21 protein-coding genes are annotated in these 19,498 nt (G+C 42.5%); 6 read left to right on the top strand and 15 right to left on the bottom strand.

Annotated elements, in window-relative coordinates; genetic code table 11:
- Positions 1-57: 57 nt before the first annotated feature.
- Positions 58-417: an SCP2 sterol-binding domain-containing protein gene (locus tag ACIQCO_RS04460; protein ID WP_400426378.1), complete on the bottom strand. Its 360-nt coding sequence runs from the start codon at positions 415-417 to the stop codon at positions 58-60.
- A 282-nt stretch (positions 418-699) separates the two neighbouring features.
- On the opposite strand from ACIQCO_RS04460, the gene ACIQCO_RS04455 reads away from it, so the two are divergent.
- The gene (locus ACIQCO_RS04455; RefSeq protein WP_400426377.1) at positions 700-1,608 is read left to right on the top strand and encodes a nuclease-related domain-containing protein; all 909 of its coding nucleotides are present in this window, start codon (positions 700-702) and stop codon (positions 1,606-1,608) included.
- Positions 1,609-2,321: 713 nt separating this feature from the next.
- Here ACIQCO_RS04455 and ACIQCO_RS04450 read toward each other — a convergent pair.
- The 7 genes from ACIQCO_RS04450 to ACIQCO_RS04420 form a co-directional block, all read right to left on the bottom strand.
- On the bottom strand, positions 2,322-2,630 hold the full coding sequence (locus ACIQCO_RS04450; RefSeq protein ID WP_400426376.1) for a thioredoxin family protein: 309 nt from the start codon (positions 2,628-2,630) through the stop codon (positions 2,322-2,324).
- 7 nt (positions 2,631-2,637) lie between these two features.
- Positions 2,638-2,994, bottom strand: coding sequence for a toprim domain-containing protein (locus ACIQCO_RS04445; protein ID WP_400426375.1), 357 nt, complete (start codon positions 2,992-2,994; stop codon positions 2,638-2,640).
- A 212-nt stretch (positions 2,995-3,206) separates the two neighbouring features.
- A complete protein-coding gene (gene gcvH, locus ACIQCO_RS04440; RefSeq protein WP_066091489.1) occupies positions 3,207-3,590 on the bottom strand; it encodes a glycine cleavage system protein GcvH in 384 nt (127 codons plus the stop codon).
- Positions 3,591-3,660: 70 nt separating this feature from the next.
- Entirely contained in the window at positions 3,661-4,017 is a 357-nt protein-coding gene (locus tag ACIQCO_RS04435; RefSeq protein WP_400426374.1) for an arsenate reductase family protein, read from the bottom strand.
- A 234-nt stretch (positions 4,018-4,251) separates the two neighbouring features.
- Positions 4,252-6,036 carry an acyl-CoA dehydrogenase family protein gene (locus tag ACIQCO_RS04430; protein WP_400426373.1) on the bottom strand — a complete coding sequence of 595 codons (1,785 nt, stop codon included), beginning with the start codon at positions 6,034-6,036 and terminating at the stop codon, positions 4,252-4,254.
- Between the two features lie 21 nt (positions 6,037-6,057).
- Positions 6,058-7,233 (bottom strand): acetyl-CoA C-acetyltransferase, encoded by a 1,176-nt coding sequence (locus tag ACIQCO_RS04425; protein ID WP_400426372.1) that lies wholly within the window; start codon positions 7,231-7,233, stop codon positions 6,058-6,060.
- A gap of 162 nt (positions 7,234-7,395) precedes the next feature.
- Entirely contained in the window at positions 7,396-9,780 is a 2,385-nt protein-coding gene (locus ACIQCO_RS04420) for a 3-hydroxyacyl-CoA dehydrogenase/enoyl-CoA hydratase family protein (RefSeq protein WP_400426370.1), read from the bottom strand.
- Between the two features lie 211 nt (positions 9,781-9,991).
- On the opposite strand from ACIQCO_RS04420, the gene ACIQCO_RS04415 reads away from it, so the two are divergent.
- The 3 genes from ACIQCO_RS04415 (at position 9,992) to ACIQCO_RS04405 (ending at position 10,879) form a co-directional block, all read left to right on the top strand.
- Positions 9,992-10,123 (top strand): YuzL family protein, encoded by a 132-nt coding sequence (locus ACIQCO_RS04415; protein WP_024031016.1) that lies wholly within the window; start codon positions 9,992-9,994, stop codon positions 10,121-10,123.
- A 104-nt stretch (positions 10,124-10,227) separates the two neighbouring features.
- A complete protein-coding gene (locus ACIQCO_RS04410) occupies positions 10,228-10,521 on the top strand; it encodes a hypothetical protein (RefSeq protein ID WP_400426367.1) in 294 nt (97 codons plus the stop codon).
- A gap of 19 nt (positions 10,522-10,540) precedes the next feature.
- Positions 10,541-10,879 carry a spore coat protein gene (locus ACIQCO_RS04405; RefSeq protein WP_400426365.1) on the top strand — a complete coding sequence of 113 codons (339 nt, stop codon included), beginning with the start codon at positions 10,541-10,543 and terminating at the stop codon, positions 10,877-10,879.
- A gap of 223 nt (positions 10,880-11,102) precedes the next feature.
- Here ACIQCO_RS04405 and ACIQCO_RS04400 read toward each other — a convergent pair whose 3' ends face one another.
- Genes ACIQCO_RS04400 through ACIQCO_RS04380 form a run of 5 tightly spaced genes read right to left on the bottom strand, consistent with a single transcriptional unit; the run spans position 11,103 to position 14,981 of the window.
- Positions 11,103-11,354, bottom strand: a complete 252-nt coding sequence (locus ACIQCO_RS04400; RefSeq protein WP_400426363.1) for a DUF2573 family protein — start codon at positions 11,352-11,354, stop codon at positions 11,103-11,105.
- A complete protein-coding gene (gene fhuF / locus ACIQCO_RS04395) occupies positions 11,314-12,093 on the bottom strand; it encodes a siderophore-iron reductase FhuF (RefSeq protein WP_400426361.1) in 780 nt (259 codons plus the stop codon). Before fhuF ends, ACIQCO_RS04400 begins: the two co-directional genes overlap by 41 nt.
- Entirely contained in the window at positions 12,086-12,907 is an 822-nt protein-coding gene (locus tag ACIQCO_RS04390; RefSeq protein ID WP_400426359.1) for an ABC transporter ATP-binding protein, read from the bottom strand. Before ACIQCO_RS04390 ends, fhuF begins: the two co-directional genes overlap by 8 nt.
- A 17-nt stretch (positions 12,908-12,924) precedes the next feature.
- Positions 12,925-13,980, bottom strand: a complete 1,056-nt coding sequence (locus ACIQCO_RS04385; protein WP_400426357.1) for a FecCD family ABC transporter permease — start codon at positions 13,978-13,980, stop codon at positions 12,925-12,927.
- Entirely contained in the window at positions 13,977-14,981 is a 1,005-nt protein-coding gene (locus tag ACIQCO_RS04380) for a FecCD family ABC transporter permease (protein ID WP_400426575.1), read from the bottom strand. The genes ACIQCO_RS04385 and ACIQCO_RS04380 overlap by 4 nt, the downstream gene beginning before the upstream one ends.
- A gap of 193 nt (positions 14,982-15,174) precedes the next feature.
- Here ACIQCO_RS04380 and ACIQCO_RS04375 point away from each other — a divergent pair, with 193 nt between their 5' ends.
- Positions 15,175-16,143 (top strand): ABC transporter substrate-binding protein, encoded by a 969-nt coding sequence (locus ACIQCO_RS04375; protein WP_400426355.1) that lies wholly within the window; start codon positions 15,175-15,177, stop codon positions 16,141-16,143.
- A gap of 193 nt (positions 16,144-16,336) precedes the next feature.
- Here ACIQCO_RS04375 and ACIQCO_RS04370 read toward each other — a convergent pair whose 3' ends face one another.
- Positions 16,337-17,506, bottom strand: a complete 1,170-nt coding sequence (locus ACIQCO_RS04370) for an FtsW/RodA/SpoVE family cell cycle protein (RefSeq protein WP_400426353.1) — start codon at positions 17,504-17,506, stop codon at positions 16,337-16,339.
- 159 nt (positions 17,507-17,665) lie between these two features.
- Entirely contained in the window at positions 17,666-18,433 is a 768-nt protein-coding gene (locus tag ACIQCO_RS04365) for a DUF4931 domain-containing protein (RefSeq protein WP_400426351.1), read from the bottom strand.
- A gap of 174 nt (positions 18,434-18,607) precedes the next feature.
- Between ACIQCO_RS04365 and ACIQCO_RS04360 the strand changes: the two genes are divergently transcribed.
- Positions 18,608-19,390: an undecaprenyl-diphosphate phosphatase gene (locus ACIQCO_RS04360; RefSeq protein ID WP_400426349.1), complete on the top strand. Its 783-nt coding sequence runs from the start codon at positions 18,608-18,610 to the stop codon at positions 19,388-19,390.
- The last annotated feature ends 108 nt before the right edge of the window (positions 19,391-19,498 follow it).

The raw sequence follows: 19,498 nt of genomic DNA, 5'->3' as shown, positions 1-19,498 counted from the left end.
AATAGAATATTTAAATAACACTTTACAGGAAGATTAATTCCGAGTCAATAGGTTTGTTTAAATTATTTTTTGCAGGTTTACGGGGTCCTTTGCTTTTGTTAAAAAGAAGATCGATTCTAGTAAGAGCGTAGTTCTCAGTGGTGCTGAAACCTTTAGCTGCCCTTGCTGTTCAAGAACCCGCAGCCTTTGTGTTCCCTTAAGCAGCTGGTTCATTGCGTTTTGGGATCCGCTAATCTCATATTTTGACTGTTGTGCTTCTGAGTTTTGCAAGATCATGATGCTGCCATTTTTGATTATTAATTGAATCGTCTGTCCCACACATCTTAGGTTAATTTGTAAATCAGCATGAAGAAATAAGGGCAGGACATGCCCCTGGTCTTTGATTTTTGCTAGAAATGCTTCTACCACATTCATCATTTCCACCACTCCGGTCTTGTCACTATTACATTACTTATTCAGCAAGAAATGGCGGAATCCTTTCATTATCACTCGACAATTTCCTGTGCAATTTGGCAGTTTTTTTGAAATTTCCCGAGAAATATGTCGTATCTTATTAAATTTTGGGACGGGGGCTGCCGTTTCTTTTTTTAATGAGAATGCTTTAATACAACTTTTAGGTAAAGTGTTGAAAAGTATTCAAATATGATTGCTGATTATGTGTGGATATTTTATAAAATGAAATTAGAAAGGAAGTGGAATATGAGTTATAAATCTCGTTCTAAACCAGTTGAAGCAATTATTCTAGGAATCCTAATCGCCCGAATGTCTTTGGATGAAAAGTACAAACAGCGCTTTCATTATCTCGAAAAGGGTTATGAGGGTGAGATTATGTTTGACTCATTGACAGAAAAACTTCAATGTCAAAACTATATGTTAAATGACTTGTTGCTTGAATCAAACGGCAGTAAATTTCAAATTGATTCATTAATGCTTACACAAGAACCTTTATTTTATTTTGAGGTTAAAAATTATGAAGGTGACTATTATTTTGAAAATAACAGGTTCTATACACTTTCCAAAAAAGAAAAGGAAATTAAGAATCCACTGCAGCAGCTTGAACGAGGTGAGTCCTTACTCCGTCAGATGCTACAGCATTATGGGTATCGAATTCCGATCGAGGCATATGTTGTTTTTGTTAACCCCGAATTCCATTGTTTTCAGGCCCCTCTAAATAAACCAATAATTTATCCTAACCAGCTCAATCGTTTTATGAAAAAGTTGAATATGCGACCATCACGGTTAAATGGGTCTCACAAAAAGCTGGCTGATCACTTAGTCTCTATGCATCAAATTGTTCTTCCGTATGACAAGCTTCCGCCATATACCTATGCACAACTTAAGAAGGGACCCCTTTGCGCTGTTTGCCACTCACTTAAGACGAGTGTTGTTGATAGGAAACTTGTATGCGCGATTTGTGAACACGAGGAACTGCTTGATCACGCTATTTTGCGGGGTGTGGAGGAATTAAAGCTGCTTTTTCCGGATATAAAGATTACCACGGTTTTGGTTCATGACTGGTTCCAGGTAGTGGATTCGATGAAGACGATTAGGAGGGTTTTGGTGCAGAATTATTCTACTGTTGGAAAGAAGGAATATCTTTTTATTTAATTGAAATAAATCTACTCTATATTTCGGGACAGGATGGGGGCTCTCGGCCCTTCACAGTGCCCGAGTGGCAATTTTAATGAGCTCGACGGGCACTCTTGACTCTTCACAGTGCCCGGGCGATGCTTTTTTTCATTCCCACGGGCACTCTCGGCTCTCCACAGTGCCCGAGCAGCCTTTTTTTTGAGCTCGACGGGCACTCTCGGCTCTCCACAGTGCCCGAGCAGCCTTTTTTTTGAGCTCGATGGGCACTCTCGGCTCTCCACAGTGCCCGAGCAGCCTTTTTTATGAGCTCGATGGGCACTCTTGGCCCTTCACAGTGCCCGAGCAGCCTTTTTTTTGAGCTCGACGGGCACTCTTGGCTCTCCACAGTGCCCGGGCAGCCTTTTTTATGAGCTCGATGGGCACTCTTGGCCCTTCACAGTGCCCGAGTGGCAATTTTAATGAGCTCGATGGGCACTCTTGGCCCTTCACAGTGCCCGAGCAGACATTTTTTTGGACTCGACGGGCACTCTCGGCTCTCCACAGTGCCCTAGCAGCCTTTTTTTTGAGCTCGACGGGCACTCTCGGCTCTCCACAGTGCCCGGGCGATGTTTTTTTCATTCCCACAGGCACTCTTAGCCCTTATAGTCCCCGAGCTGCTCTTTTTTTGAGCTCCATGGGCACTCAGGAGGCAAAATTTCACCACGCAAAAAACAGATGCAATCTGCATCTGCTTAAGTGAGATATTGTTTTGTTTTTTCAAGTAAATATGGCACGGAATGAAAAGCGTAAATAGCTTCTTTGACCTTGCCTTCTTGCACAATTAGCAGGCATGGGACACTTTCGATGCCAAAATTCGCAGCAATATCGGGATAAAAATTCAAGTTCATTTTTCCCATATGAACCTTCACAAGTTCTTCAAGCACGACTAGCATCCTTGAAGCCACCTGACAGGTGCCGCATAGAGGAGTATAAAAATATAGCAGGCCGCTTCCTTGATCATCAAGAAAAGCAGCTAAATCATTTCGATTCCATTCGTTCATATGCTCATTAACCCATTTCTAAAAACTCTGTATGAACATCAATATTCGCGCCCATTAAAACAGTCGCCAAGTGGTGCACCGGAGCAGTTGCAACCTCGCGATACATCCGGTCGATATATAAATGTTCAGCTTTGGGGAATTCCCGTTTAAATTGCTTGCGAAGCTTTTCGCCAGCTTTATCCGCATCAACAAGGATATAGACATCCTTGTCTTCAAGAAATTCGATCCATTCATCTAATTTCGTAAAACTGATGGTTCCATTTGTACAAATGATTTCTACTGGTTCCTTTACAATCCGCTTTACCTTATTTTTATCTGACTTTCCTTCAACAATAAGAACTTTGTCAACATACGAATCATTCATATCCATCACCTGTAATAGAAGTTGTTTATGTTAACATATTCTAAAATATTAATTACGTGTGTTCTTCTTCTTAGTATGTTAACTATAGCACTATTGTCATCTTAAAAATAGGAATTTGTCCGATTTTATTATATTCTTCCCATTTAAAGCGGAAGAAAAGGTGGTAATATAAGAGAAAAAGCACCTTCGAAAAGTGCTTCTTCTAATTATGATTAGTCTTCCTTAGTCATTGCTTCATATTGTTCAGCAGTCATCAGCTTGTCAAGCTCGCTTGAGTCAGAAAGTTCAATGACAACCATCCATGCTTTTTCATATGGTGATTCATTAACAAATTCTGGGCTGTCGCTTAAATCTTCATTTACTTCAACGACTTTGCCGCTTACTGGTGCGTAAAGCTCGGAAACGGTCTTAACAGATTCAACACTGCCAAATGGTTCGTCAGCCGAAATCTCATCGCCGACATCAGGAAGCTCAACAAATACGATATCGCCTAATTCATGCTGTGCAAAGTCCGTGATTCCGACGCGCACTCTTTCCCCTTCAACCTTAACCCATTCATGTTCTTCAGAATAACGTAATTCTTTTGGTGTACTCATTAGCAAAAATCCCTCCATTGTTTTTTCTTAAATCTATCATCGAAATAAATCGATTTCCGTAAGTAAATGCTCACAGCCACATTTTTTCGTACTCTTCCTCTTTAAAGCCCACTGTGACGTGTTCTCCGTCGGTTAAAATCGGCCTTTTGATTAACATCCCGTCAGATGCAAGGATATTAAGCAATTCATCCTCAGAAGCAGACTTCATTTTATCTTTTAGCCCTAATTCGCGATATTTTAATCCGCTTGTATTAAAAAATTTCTTTAATTCGAGACCGCTTTTTTGAAGTAATCCTTGCAATTCCGTACGCGACGGAGGATTTTCAACAATATGTACTTCTTCATAGGACAGATGGTGCGCATCCAGCCATTTCTTCGCATTTCGACATGTACCGCATTTCGGATACCAGTAAAATGTTAGAGACATTCGTTTCACCGCCCTCCTGCCTAACCTGCCATTACTTTTTATACGTCACTTGAATATTACCATAACTTTATTCTAACGCAAAAAATAATGCCGCTTCACAAATGAAATTCGACTAATTTCGTAAAAATCCTGCATTTAGACAAAAATTATTTTATAAAGAAAACGAGCACTAATTCCTGATTGGAAACCTATATGCTGAAAATAAGCCCCTCCAAATGAAGGGGCCCAAATTCATTATACGATATAACGTTCAGCTTCAATTATCACATCGGCCGCTTCACGTTTTTTCGCGATCACGTTGCTCGGTGTGTGACGGGTAAATTTGCGAAGTGACGACAACATCATCCGAAGTGTATCTCCCTGTTCAATTGCTATTAATGTTTCTTTAGCATCTGCTTCAATTTTATTGAATGCTTCCTGACAGAAGATTTGCGTATACAGAAGCTTTTGATTGCTTTTTTCTAAGCCGTCTTTAGCAATCGCCTTTTCGGTACGTAACACAACAGATTCCATGGCGTATACATTTGAAGCAATATCCGCGATATTAGCAAGAATTTCTTGCTCTTTTTCAAGCGCTTTGCCAAATTTTTGCGCGGCCAATCCAGCAGCTAATAAGCCGATCTTTTTCGCATTTTTTACAAGATGTTTTTCCTGGGCAAGCGGCTCATCGCCTGGCTCTTCCGGCATTAACATCATAAGTTCCTCTTGAAGCGCCATTGCTTTTTGGAATAATGGCAGCTCGCCTTTGAATGCCTTTTTCAAGAAGGTACCTGGCACCAATAGACGGTTGATTTCGTTTGTTCCTTCAAAAATACGATTGATGCGGGAATCACGGTAGGCTCTTTCAATTGGATACTCCTGCATGAATCCATATCCGCCATGAATTTGCACGCCTTCGTCGACGACATAATCTAACACTTCACTGGCAAAGAATTTATTAACCGAGCACTCGATTGCATATTCAGCAATCGAATCCGCCACCTTTTTAATATCTTTTGCATCTTCTGTTGAAAGCTGGCCTTGGTTATCTTCATATAGTCCAACCGTACGGTACACCGAACTTTCTGCGGCATAAATCTTTGAGCCAATCGTGCCGAATTTTTCCTTTGTTAAATTGAACTGTGAAATCGGTGTCTTAAATTGTTGGCGGCCATTTGCATATTTTACGGTCATTTCAAATGCACTTTTTGACCCGCCGACGGCGCCGACCGCTAATTTATAACGACCAATGTTTAAAATGTTGAAAGCAATCACATGGCCGCGGCCGAATTCACCTAATACATTTTCAACAGGGACAGGAACATCTTCTAAAATAAGCGTACGTGTAGATGAGCTCTTAATTCCCATTTTCTTCTCTTCAGCTCCAGTGGAAACGCCCGGGAACCCTCTTTCCACGATAAAGGCGGTGAAGTGCTCGCCATCTATTTTTGCATAAACAACAAAGATATCGGCAAAGCCGGCATTGGTGATCCACTGCTTTTCACCGTTTAGGATGTAGTGCGTACCTTCGGCGTTTAATTTTGCTGTTGTTCTTGCGCCTAGGGCATCGGAACCTGAGCCTGGCTCGGTTAATGCGTAGGCGGCAAGCTGTTCACCTGAAGCAAGAGCAGGCAAATACTTTTTCTTTTGCGCATCATTCCCGAATAACACGATTGGCAGGGAGCCAATTCCAACGTGAGCTCCGTGGGAAAGTGAGAAACCGCCGGCCCTGGACATTTTTTCCGTAAGCAGGGAAGAAGTAATTTTGTCTAAGGCGAGGCCTTCATATTCTTCTGGTACATCTGCCGCTAAAAGACCGAGTTCACCTGCTTTCTTAAGCAGCTTGACAGTCCGATCGAATTCATGTTTTTCTAAATATTCTAGCTGTGGAAGAACTTCTTTTTCAACGAAGTCTTCAGCTGTCTTGGCAATCATTAAATGCTCTTCCGTAAAATCTTCCGGTGTTAACATATCCTGATACGAAATATCTTCAATTAAAAAGCTGCCGCCTTTAATGAATTTTTTTGTTTCGTTTGTCATGGAAATTTCCTCCTAATCTTTTTAAAGTAACTCAAATACCCCGGCTGCACCCATGCCGCCGCCAATACACATCGTTACAACACCAAATTGTTCGTTTCTACGTTTTAATTCATGGATAAGTGACAGCGTTAACTTTGCTCCCGTACAGCCAAGCGGGTGACCGAGGGCAATCGCGCCGCCATTTACGTTGACGATTTCATCGTTTAGTCCAAGCTCACGAATAACTTGTAATGATTGCGAGGCAAAGGCTTCATTCAATTCGAAAAGGTTAATGTCTGACAGCTCAAGACCTGCCAACTTGACGGCTTTTGGAATCGCTACAACAGGACCGACGCCCATAATTTCCGGCGGAACGCCGCCAACCGCAAACGATCTGAATTTTGCTAATGGCTTAAGACCGAGCGATTCTGCTTTTTCACGGTCCATTACCATCAGTGCGGCAGCTCCGTCACTTGTTTGCGAGGCATTTCCTGCAGTTACTGAACCGATTACCGAAAATGCAGGTCGAAGTTTTGCAAGTGTTTGTAAATTTGTATCTGGACGAACACCTTCGTCCTGCGAAAATTGAATGGTTTTTTCAACGAGTTTATTGTCATCGCCAACCGTACGAATCGTTACATCTATTGGTACGATTTCATCAACAAATTTGCCTTCCGCAATCGCTTTCGCTGCCCGCTGATGGCTTCTTACCGCAAAAGCGTCTTGATCTTCGCGGGAAATTCCATATTTCAGCGCTACTTGTTCAGCGGTATGGCCCATACCCATATAATATTGCGGAGCTGTTTCTGCTAGTTTGATATTTGGACGGACGACATGCCCCATCATCGGGATCAGGCTCATCGATTCTGCGCCGCCTGCGATGGCTGTGTCAGTGTGTCCAAGCATGATTCCCTGTGCCGCATAGGCGATTGCCTGTAATCCTGAAGAACAGAAACGATTAATGGTAATGGCAGGAACCGTATATGGAAGCCCTGCTAATGCTCCAATATTGCGGGCCATGTTATTGCCTTGCTCTGCTTCCGGCATTGCACAGCCAATGATTAAATCATCAATATTTCCTTCATAATTTCCGGCACGCCTTAATGTTTCCTTTACTACCAATGCTCCCAAATCATCAGGACGAACATGGGCAAGCGTACCTTTTTTTGCCTTACCAACCGGGGTCCGAGCTCCGGCAACGATTACCGCTTCTCTCATGCAAGTTCCCTCACTTTCTTTCATATTCGAAAAATACGAATCTATTTTTGTCTGGGGGTCTGACCTCTCGCTCTAACTTTTTATATCACGAAATTTTGTCAGAGGGGTCTGTCCCCGTGCTCTTCATTTTTTGACAGTGGGGTCAAACCCCAAATATAAAAATTAATTTCTTAATGGTTTTCCCTTCACAAGCATATGCTGCATGCGCTGCTGTGATTTCGGCTCCGCAATCAGGCTTAGAAAAGCCTCTCTTTCTAAATCTAATAAATATTGCTCGTCGACCTCCGTTCCAAACGGCACTTTACCGCCGGCGATTACATAAGCAATTTTTTTCGCAATTTTTAAATCATGCTCAGAAATATAGCCGGATAAGCGCATCGCTTCTGCACCAAGCAGCAAGGTCGCATAGCCAGTTTCCCCGACTACCGGAACCTTTCTGCGCACTTTTGGCTTATAGCCTTGTTCATGGAGCGAAAGGACGGCATGCTTCGCATCATGGATCAAATGGTCGCTATTAACGCTGATGCCATCTGAAGAATCTAAGAAATTACTTTCCCGCGCTTCTTCGGCAGATGTGGAAACTTTCGCCATCGCAATCGTTTCAAACACTTTATTGGCCACATTTTGCAAGTAAAATGGAACGCCGTTTGGCAGGTTTTCTAAGTGCTTCATATAAAGTTCTTTGTTTCCGCCGCCGCCAGGGAGCAGGCCAACACCGACTTCGACAAGGCCCATATACGTTTCGGCTGACGCTTGGATGTGTGCTGTTGGCAGACAAACCTCTGCTCCGCCGCCAAGTGTCATCCCAAATGGGGCAGCGACAACCGGCTTCGAGCTGTATTTTACCTTCAACAAGGCACTATGAAGATGGCGGACAATCATATCCAATTCATAAATATTGTCATCCTGCACTTCCATTAACATCATCGCCAGGTTCGCACCGACGCAGAAGTTCTTTCCTTGGTTGCCAATGACAAGACCTTTATAGTTTTTCTCGACTTCATCCACAGCAAAATTTATCATTTGGACGATATCGAGACCAATTGCATTGTTTGGTGAATGGAATTCTAACAGCGCAACACCGTCGCCAAGATCAATTAAGCTCGCACCGCTGTTCTTTTTAATAACACCTTTTTGTTTCTTGATTTTTTTAAGGTCGATTGCCTTTGGATTGGATTCTACCAGTCGATATTGACCGTTATGATAGAAGAACAGCTCGCCATTTTCTTCTAAATAGAAAGATGAATTTCCTTTTTCCAGCATTTCCGTTACCCATCCTGGAACTTTCACACCGGCTTCTGCCAGTTTTTTGACGGATTTTTCAACACCAATGGCATCCCATGCTTCGAATGGACCCATATCCCAGCCGAAGCCCCATTTCATTGCACGGTCAATGTCGACGATTGTCTCAGCAATTTCACCTAGAAGCTGTGCAGAGTATACGAGTGAAGCCGATAAAGTATTCCATAAAAATAGTCCGGCACGGTCACCAGAGTATACAAGCGCTTTCAATTTGTTCGCTGCGCCTTTTTCCTGTTTGCTTAGCTCAACAGAAGGCGTAGACAGCTTTTTGCGTGGGCCGTATTCTAATGTGAATGGATCGAGTTCAAGAATCTCTTTGCCTTTTTTCAAAAAGAAGCCTTGTCCGGATTTGCTTCCAAGCCATCCATTATCAAGCATTTTCTTCATAAATTCCGGTACTGTGAAAACTTCTTTTTCTTTGCCTTCGACTTTTTCATAAACATTATTGGCAACGTGATAGAAGGTATCCAAACCGACAACATCAAGGGTGCGGAAGGTGGCACTTTTCGCCCGGCCAATTAACGGACCAGTGATTGAATCTACCTCGCCAACGCTGTAACCGCCCTTTAGCATTTCTTGAACGGTAACAAGGAGGCCATAGGTGCCAATTCGGTTGGCAATAAAATTTGGTGTATCCTTTGCCTCAACAACGCCTTTTCCTAACACATCCTCACCAAAGGTTTTCATAAACGAAAGGACTTCTGGAGCCGTATATTGAGTCGGAATCACTTCCAGTAATTTCAGATAGCGCGGCGGGTTAAAGAAGTGGGTTCCAAGAAAATGCTTTTTAAAATCGTCAGTCCGTTCTTCGACCATCGCTTCCACTGAGATTCCAGAGGTGTTGGAGCTGATAATGCTGCCAGGCTTACGATATTGGTCGACTTTTTCAAAAACTTGTTTTTTGACGTTGAGGTTTTCAACGACCACTTCGATCACCCAATCAACATCTTTCAGCTTGACTAAATCGTCTTCAAGGTTTCCTGGTTCAATAAGCGCAATGTTCTTCTTAACGGCCAGCGGTGCCGGCTTTTGCATTAATAATTTTTCAATGTTTGCAGCACTGATACGATTGCGCACCTGTTTATCTGCTAATGTAAGTCCCTTTGCTTCCTCTTCTTTCGTTAATTCGCGCGGCACGATATCCAATAATAATGTATGAATGCCGATATTTGCTAGATGGGCGGCTATTCCTGCGCCCATTACTCCGGACCCTAGTACAGCTGCTTTTTTAATCAATTGGTTCAACATTGTCTCCCCCTTCAACGCTTTGAATGAATGCTCATTCATTTTTTTGTCAAAAAAAATTCACAAATGAATGAGTTCTGCTACTATTTACTATAAAAGATTTTGAAAATTCCTGCAACAGATAAATGCGGAAAATTGAAATTTTTTCGAACTTTTATTTTTCGTAAAATAAATGTCTTTGTTGGGCAAGCTATTTCCTGAGGTGATAACTATGGCGCGAGTGAAAAAGGATCCTTCCAAAGCAGGTGTAAGTGCCGCTAGTGTGAAGGGCAATGGCGGCCCGGGATACGAAGCCGCTGGGAAAGACAAACAAAACAGCCAGAATAACCAATACAAGCGATAGTTGAAACAGGCTGAGTGCTTCAGCCTGTTTTTTATGGTTGTATAAAAATTCCTATTTGAGAAAACATAAAGTCGTAAATAGTTCACTTAATCAGGAGGGATATTATGCAGCAGCAAAATATGAATATGCCAAACATGAACATGCAAAATCAGCAAATGACGATGCAGCAGCCGCCAGGAGTCGTTTCAACAAAGGATTCGCTTTATTTAACCGATATGATGTCGTGGAATTTACTCTCAGCCAAGAAAGCGCACTTTTTTGCGGCTCAGTGCCAGGATCCTGAGCTGAAGTCAGAGGCAGAAAAGTGCGGCCAGATGCACCAGCGTCATTACCAGCAGCTGCTTCAACACTTGGGACAGCACGCCAATCAACAACAGCCTTTGAATAATATGCAATAATTAGGGAGGTAGTTATTTTATGAACCAAAATCAACAAAAGATTCAAAACCCAGAAACACAAGTCCCGAAGACACCGCAAATGAATGAGCGAGATTTCATTAATGATTTACTGACAACAGAAAAATATATGACCACCTCCTATAGCATGGCAATGCATGAAGCTAGCCATCAAGGATTGTACCAGGACATTATGCAGATTTTCACGGAAACACAGCAATGCCAGCGTGATCTGTTTGATTTGATGTTTAGAAAAGGCTGGTATGCAATTGAGCAAGCCGATCAACAAAAGCTGCAGCAATCGTACCAGCAGTTCCAAGGGTATACAAATCAGTTTCCGAGTGGCGGGACAGTGCAATAAGAAAAGCGGAAGCGCCCTGGTCAGCGGCGTATGGCCTGGAGCGCTCCAACCGAGATAAAGGAAACACGGTGAGCTTCGCTGCCCGATGTTGACTTATCGTAGGGCGGAGAGCGAAGGACATTAGCCGCTAGGGACGCTTGCGCTGGACAATTCTCAAAGTCAAAATGTTTATACATTTTATCTTTTTAAAAAAACCAGAGGGAATTTTGAATCCTCCGGTTTTTTATTTCTGCGCTGATTTCCGATGCTGCTCATTCAGCTGTTTAATTTCATGAATCATGTGCTTCATTTCTTCCCTTGCTTCAGGGTATAGTGCACTCCAATGGTTAATTAAAGCCGGCATTGACTTAGCGATGTGAGAGTACAATGCCCAGGCCTTCACCTTCTCATTCGTCTCGTCGGAAGCTTCCCCAACCAAAAGTTCACTATATTTCTCAAGCAAAGCTTCGAACTGATCCGCAAACATTTTCTCCATCTTGGCACCTTCCATCCTTGGCTAAATGGGTACATGGACAGGTTTTGCAGCGCTTGCCTGCTGGAAGCTGATAAGTAAAGCAACAAGTTTTTCTTATTCTTATCTGCTGATTCCATTCCTCCATATACGTCTTTTCACTAAAGTATCTTTGTAATGGATTCTCGTTGTATCGACCAAATAATTGTCCCTCTGCTTCAAAAATTAAATAATCGAAGTCATTCGCAACGTTATCATTCTCGATATCTTTTAATTCGGTTTCATATAGCCAGAATAAGTAGACAGCAATATTTTCCCACAAAATCAGCCTTGAAATTCCGATTGTTTTTTCCAGCATTGTGATTATCGGATAAATATTGTTGGCAAAAAGGGCCTTGATAACACTTTTCCGCCAGTCAGAACGATCCTTCCCATCCCAATCCAAAAGAGTTAAATCCGTTAGTGAAATGGAAGGAAGCCAATCCTTTTCTGGTTCGACTGGTTCCATTTTTACATTATCTACTGATACATTCATTTTTTTATTCCAGACAGTCATCGCATAAAGGGAGATGACCGCTAAAAAAGCATATCTTTTCATAAAAATGGATGCAGCTATTTTTTCCGAAGGAGCACCGATTGTCTTGGCCAAGTTTTCCATAAAGTCCTTAAGGTAAGACTCTTCCAGCAAATCCGCAGCACTAAATGACTGATCCAAGCTTTCATTAAACCTGTATTTTTTCAATTGAAGAAATATGTCAGCCATTGGACGCGACCGCCTTGTTTAAAATACATCTTCCTTTTCCATAGGGAATGCATAGCGGTGTCCCAAATAATGGATCCATTGTGACCTCACAGTCCATGCCAAACACATTTTTGACAAGACTGCAATTGATGACTTCCTCAGGCAGCCCTTGGGTATACACTTGCTGGTCCTTTATCGCCACTACATTATGGGCATAGCGGCAGGCAAGATTAAGATCGTGGAGCACCATGACAACTGTCCGCTTTTTCATTTCATTTAATTCAAACAGCAGGTCAAGAATTTCGATTTGATGGGTCATATCCAGGTAAGTTGTTGGTTCATCTAATAGGATTATATCCGTATCCTGGGCCAGGGTCATGGCAATCCAAGCACGCTGTCTTTGCCCGCCAGAAAGGGAATCAACGGTTCTATCCTTTAACTCTTCCAGCCTGGTGGCATTCAGTGCATCATTGACCTTTTTCTCATCTTCCTCAGACCATTGCTTTAACCACGATTGATGCGGATAGCGTCCTTGCTTGACGAGCTGAAGGACAGTTAATCCTTCGGGCGCGGTTGGTGATTGGGGCAAAATTGCCATTTTTTTCGCAATTTCCTTTGTCGAAAGCTTGGCGATTGCTTTCCCTTCAAGAAGCACGCCCCCTGACTTTGGCTTCAGAAGACGGGCGATTGAACGAAGAAGCGTTGATTTTCCACAGCCATTTCCGCCAATAAAAACGGTAATCTCACCCTTAGGGATTATCAAATCCAACTCATTTATTATGAGCGTCTCTCCATAGGAAAGGGATAATTTTTTGGTTTCAATCGCATTTATCATCTTTTAGCAGCTCCTTTTTAAGCGTTTCTTGTTTTAAAAAGTAAGTAAATAAAGTACGGCGCACCAATTCCAGCCGTAAAAACTCCAGCAGGTACTTCTAATGGTGAAAACAGCGTCCGGCCGATTAAATCCGCAATCATGACAAGAATTCCGCCAATTAGGGCCGATGTCGGCAGCAGTGCACCAAACGAGGAGCCCACTAACCTTCTTGCCATATGCGGGGCCATTAAGCCGACAAAACCAATTCCCCCGGCAAAAGCGACCGAGCTTCCAATCAAGGCGGTGCTGATCATTAATAGTAGAAATCGTTGTTTTTGCACTTTGCCGCCTAAACCGGTGGCAATCTCATCGCCAAGCTCTTGAATATTAATTGTCCTCGCTGCCACCATGGCAATAATGAGAAAAATAACGGTCCATGGAACGAGCGTTACGACGTTTTTCCAATTGGAACCATAAACCGTCCCGGTAATCCAAATATTCGCCTGACTTGCCTGATAAATCGGCCCCATAATCATCATTAACGTCGTTAAGGCCTGCATTAAAGTTGATATACCGATTCCGATTAACACGAGTCGAATCGGGGAAACACCATTTTTCCAGGCAAGGACGTAAACTAAGAAAGCCACTACCCCTGCGCCCAAAAAGGCGGCTAGCGGCAACCAGGAGATACTAATCGTTAAGGCATTATTTTTATCGCTAAAGATAGCTAGAAAAGCGACCACTGCAACTGCAGCTCCCCCTGTAATCCCAAGGACATCCGGTGAGGCAAGCGGATTGCGAATCATCCCTTGTAATATCCCGCCGGCAACGGCTAATGAAATACCAACCAGTAACGCGACAATAATTCTTGGCAGCCGGAACGATTTGATGATCAGTCCTTCCATTTCCGGACCGCCCCCGAACAACACTTTTACCACGGTAAGCGGGTTAATTTTCATCTCTCCTGTACCTGTGCTAATGACAAAAACAAGAAAAGTGATTAATAAAAGGAATGTAAAGATAAAGGCAGCTTTTCGATCAATTAAAAAGGAGATTTTCCCCTTAAAAGGACGGAAATTTTTATAGTTATTCATCGGCCATTGAACCCCCTTCTCGCAATGAAAATAAAGAATGGAGTGCCAATGATCGCTGTCATGACCCCGACCGGTACCTCGGAGGGCATCAAAATATATCTAGCACCGATATCGGCTGCAAGCAGTAGAATCGCCCCAAGAATAGCGGATAACGGAATAACCCAGCGATGGTCAATCCCAATGATTGCTCTTGTAATATGAGGAACGACGATGCCAACAAAGCCAATCGGACCAGCGACTGCAACAGCACCGCCTGCCAATAGAATAACAAGTACGCCGACGGTCATTTTTAGCAAACCAGTGTTTAAACCAAGTCCTTTGGCGACATCTTCCCCCATGGACAGGATATTCATTTTTCCAGCGATAAGAACGGCACCGATCCAGCCTATACCTATGTAAGGTAAAACGTTTTGCAGTGTCTCCAATTTTCGCCCCTGGACAGACCCGGCGAGCCAAAACAAAACCTGCTCCAGAGACGCTTCATCTATAACCAATAATCCCTGTGTAAAGGAAGAAAACATTGCTGCAATCGCTGCACCAGCTAATGTCAGTTTCATCGGTGTTAACCCTTCTCTTCCAAAGGAGCCGATGGCATAAACGCTGATTGCGGCAACTGCTGCACCGATGAAGGCCAGGCCATTGAAGGCTTGCAAATCATTCACTGAAAATAAGGTAACTGCTACAACCACGGCAAAACCTGCTCCGGCATTAATTCCAAAAATCCCCGGCGATGCCAGCGGGTTTTTTGTTAAGGTTTGCATGAGCGCACCGGCAATTGCCAGGCTTGCCCCAACAGCAGAAGCAATTAATGCACGCGGAAGTCTCACGGTTTTAATAATGATATGTTCATTTGAACCATTATAATTTGTAAAAGTATCGATTGCGGTTCGCCAGCTTGTTTCGGTATAGCCATAAATGACACTGCCACACATTAACAGAAGCATCAGTAATACGGCGGTCACGAGTCCAGCCCATTTTAATTGCGTAGTTTTTAACAGCATCATATTAAAACCTTTCTAGCTTCGTTTGTAGTTATTGTAATAGGTTTAGTCTATCGCTAATTGATAATGATTGTCAATGACTATGAAAATCATTTTCAATTAAACCGTTGACATCTTCCTTTCTTTCATTTTATGATAAGGGTGTTATTGAAAATGATTATCATTTACAACTATAAGGAGGATACATACTTTTATGAAGGCTATTAAAACAATCCTATCCCTTTTCTCGGTTATGGCGATTTTATTATTGGCTGCATGCGGCGGAGCTGAGGAGAAGACAACGGAAAAGAACACTGAACCTAAGTCAACGGAAGATAAGACATACACGGTTGACCATGCAATGGGCTCCACTCCAATTAAAGGAACACCGAAAAGGGTTGTTATTTTAACAAACGAAGGAACGGAAGCGTTGTTATCGTTGGGTGTGACCCCTGTTGGTGCCGTTAAATCGTTTACCGGAGATCCATGGTATGACCATATTGCTGATAAAATGAAAGACGTAAAAGTAGTGGGCGTTGAAAGTGAAGTAAATGTGGAAGCAATCGCTGCACTGAAGCCGGACTTGATTATTGGCAATAAAATGCGTCAGGAAAAAATTTACGAGCAATTAAGTGCGATTGCCCCGACCGTGTTTGCGGAAACGCTTCGCGGCGACTGGAAGGAAAACTTCAAATTGTATGCTAAAGCATTAAATAAAATCGATAAAGGAAATGAAGTCCTGCAAAATTACGATTCCCGCATTGCGGACATTAAAGAAAAGCTTGGCGACAAAAAGAACATGAAGGTTTCAATGGTCCGCTTCATGGCTGGAGAGGTTCGTATTTATCATAAAGATACGTTCTCAGGCGTCATACTAAATGACCTTGGCTTCGCCCGCCCAGAAAGTCAAAATGTCGACGATTTTGCCGAAAGAAATGTCACAAAAGAACGTATTCCGGCAATGGATGGAGATATCCTCTTCTACTTTACCTACGAAACGGGGGATGGCAAAGGCTCGAAATTGGAAAAGGAATGGATTGCCGACCCTCTATTTAAGAACCTTGAGGTAGCGAAAAAAGGTGAAGTCCACAAGGTGAACGATACGATTTGGAACACAGCTGGAGGCGTGCTGGCAGCCAACTTAATGCTAGATGATATTGAAAAGATCTTTTTGAAAAAATAAGATTGAAGTTGAGGACCGTCTCGTTGGACGGTCCTTGTTTTTTGTTTATTCCCGGCCGGGAGTCTCTACTCTTTTCATGCCTGGATCCTGCCCTACGGCGATTCCGCCAAACTTGATGATAACGCCGCCAAACTCATACATATTCTCCAAAGGCACAAAAAAAGAGCGAACCCCTGCCGCTCTTTCTTCGAAATTATGCTGTTGTCGAAAACATGTATTTTTTATAATGGTAGCGGATTGAAAAGATCAAACCTAGGCCCATCATATTCCCCATTAACGCGCTCCCCCCGTAACTGATAAATGGAAGCGGAATACCGGTGATTGGCAGCACGCCAATCGTCATGCCGATATTTTGGAAAACGTGGAAGGTTATCATGCTGATGACTCCGACACATATATAGGTGTAGAAATTATTCTTTGTTTCCATTCCGACCTTGGTAATATGGTAAATCAGCAAGAAAAACAAACTGATTAACACACTGGCTCCAATGAAGCCGTACTCCTCGCCCACAACACTAAAAATAAAATCCGTTTGGCTTTCTGGCAAATAGACTTCACGGTTGCCTAGGCCTTTGCCGCTCGTCTGTCCTGAACCGATTGCAAGCATCGATTTTGTCAGCTGATAGCCTGTCGAGCTTTGGTAATTATAAGGATCAAGCCATGAATAAATCCGGCCAAATTGGTATTCCTGCACGCCAAGATATTTTTCTAGAACAGCCGGATTCCATAACACAAAGTAAAAAATCGTTCCAACAACTACAATACCTACTGAGAATATCGGTACCAGCAACTTCCAGGTGATTCCCGAGATAAAAACCATCCCTACTAAAATAGCCAGAAAGACAAGCCCTGTTCCCAAGTCCTCCTTGATTATCAACACTAACGGTACCATTGTTACGATACCCATCTTGATTAACAGCCATAAATCAGATTGAATCGTCTTTAGCGTGTTTTTTAGATGATGCTTGTCAATAACCCATGCAAGGCCAAGGATGATGAATACCTTGACAAACTCTGAGGGCTGTATCGTACCAATTCCAGGAAGCTTAAACCAGTTTTTAGAGCCATTGAGTCTTGGGGCAATCGACTCCGGTGCAAGGATTAACAGAATAAGGAGCAAAAGTCCAAACCCATATAAATACCAGGTTAGCTTCCGCAGCTGGTCAGAATCAAAGGTCATTACAACCCCAATGATGATGCAACCGACAACATACCAGCCAATTTGAAAAATTAAAAAGTTTCGATCGTATTGCCCGCTTGATTGGGCACTATAAATCGCGGCACAGCTCGCCAAAAACAAAAGTAATAATATAAGAACAAGACTGTAATCCAGTTTAGAAGTTGTGTTTTTATTTGAAGTCAATTTTAAGTCTCCACCTTAAAAGCATGCATGAGTTTCGACTCCCATCCCATGCATGGAAATAAATTTGATAGTAAAACTTGTACATTCCTTCATTATATTTTTAAAAACAGCAAATCACAACTTCTAAACAGCGAATGGTTTTATTTACATACCAATGTCCTACATATTAAAATAAATTCTCCTCACCTCTTCAGCCATCCACTCCAGATTATTTGGCACTTGGGGAATTCCATATCCGATATAAAGCGGGGTTGTAACAAAACGGGAGACAACCTTCGCATAAATTTTATCATCAATATGATGGAAAAAGACATTATAGCTCGTTGCCTTGAATGGAAAATGATTCAAAATATAGTGAACAGCTATTTGCAAGTACTCCGAAAAGCTTTCCTGATAGCTGGAATCCTCCATCTCAATATTAAACTCATAAAATCCAACCCGCGGCTTTGTCGACAGCGTAAACCTGGGACCCCCATCTACTGCAGCAATCACAATTCCTTCAAACATTTCATGAGTTACCTTTTCTTTATAGTCAATATCATGCAAGCCAACAATCTGCATATGTGGATGGGCAAGCGTACCTCCAGACAATGGCCCATGATTTTTGAAAAAAATAACCGAGCGATATCTGCCGGTTTCCTCCATTTCCAGCCAATGCTTGATACCGAACTTGATCAACCTATGTAAATGCGCTTTTGTGTAGGTCGATAATTCAGCATGGCAATCATCCGTTTCAATTAACACGGTTTGAAAAGCATTTTCCAAAACAGGATATTTATTTTTCAAAAGAATAATCGGGCCATCGACAGCGATGAGATCGGTCAACTGGTCTCGTGCGCAAAAAGGGCATGCCTGCTGCTTGTTTCGAATATTTTCCGGTTTTTTAACACCGATTGACGTATTAAAATGCAGATGAGAATTTGCCAAAATGCGTTTCTCCTCTCGACAGGTTATATTTCTATTTTATGGGAGAAGGCGTTTCATTTGCACTAATTTTGTTTTATTAATTTCATCGGTAAATCTATGCCTCATTAAATCGATTCTTTTTGCATATCTATGAAATGTACAGGCTTATCATTATTTTAGAATGAGGGGTTTTTTATGTTAACAAAACTGGAAGCACTTATTCTCGGAATTATCCAAGGGTTAACGGAATTTTTGCCGATTAGCAGTACGGGGCATCTTTATTTAGGCAGGAATTTATTTGGTTTACAGGAAGCGGGGCTTTTGCTCGATACGATGCTGCATATTGGGACATTACTGGCTGTCTTTGTTTTTTATAAGGCTGAGTTTATAAAAATGATCAAAAATCCGTTTAGTAAATTAACGTTTTTGTTGGTTGTCGGGACGATTCCCGCCGTAATCTTCGGGCTCGCTTTTAAGGATTATATTGATGAAATTTCAAAGACAGGGGCTACGATTGGCTGGGAGTTTTTGCTGACTGGGTTATTCTTGTGGCTCGCTGATTCCGCGAAAAACGGCCATAAAAAAATGGACAATATCAGCTACAAGGATGCGTTTATCATCGGCACCTTTCAGGCCGTTGCAATTATGCCAGCCATTTCTCGTTCCGGAATGACGATTGTTGCGGCACTTTGGCGTAAATTAGACCGTGAAACGGCTGCCTACTTTTCCTTCCTATTGTCAACACCGGCAATTGCCGGGGCGATTGTTTTGCAAACGAAAGATTTACTGGGCGGCGCTGGGGAAGAAATTTCTTTATCCGCCTTGCTCGTTGGAATCGTCTCTTCTGCCATCTTCGGGTATATCGCGGTTAAGTGGATGATTGGCTATTTGAGAAAACATTCTTTGAAGCCATTTGCGTACTATGTTTGGGCGTTAGGTTTACTCGTCTTGGTCTTCCAATTTACCGGAAAATTCTAGCATGAAGAGATTCGGGGGGAAAAATGGATTCGCGAGTAACGCCGCTAAATTCGCGAGTAATTGAAATGTTAGTAACAATTTGGGTACTAAAAAGCGACTCGAGTCATC

This window comes from Neobacillus sp. NPDC093127 (assembly GCF_044754175.1).
Lineage (GTDB): Bacteria > Bacillota > Bacilli > Bacillales > Cytobacillaceae > Neobacillus.
The sequence above is the reverse complement of the archived record's forward strand: the minus strand, read 5'-3'. Positions and strand labels throughout refer to the sequence as shown.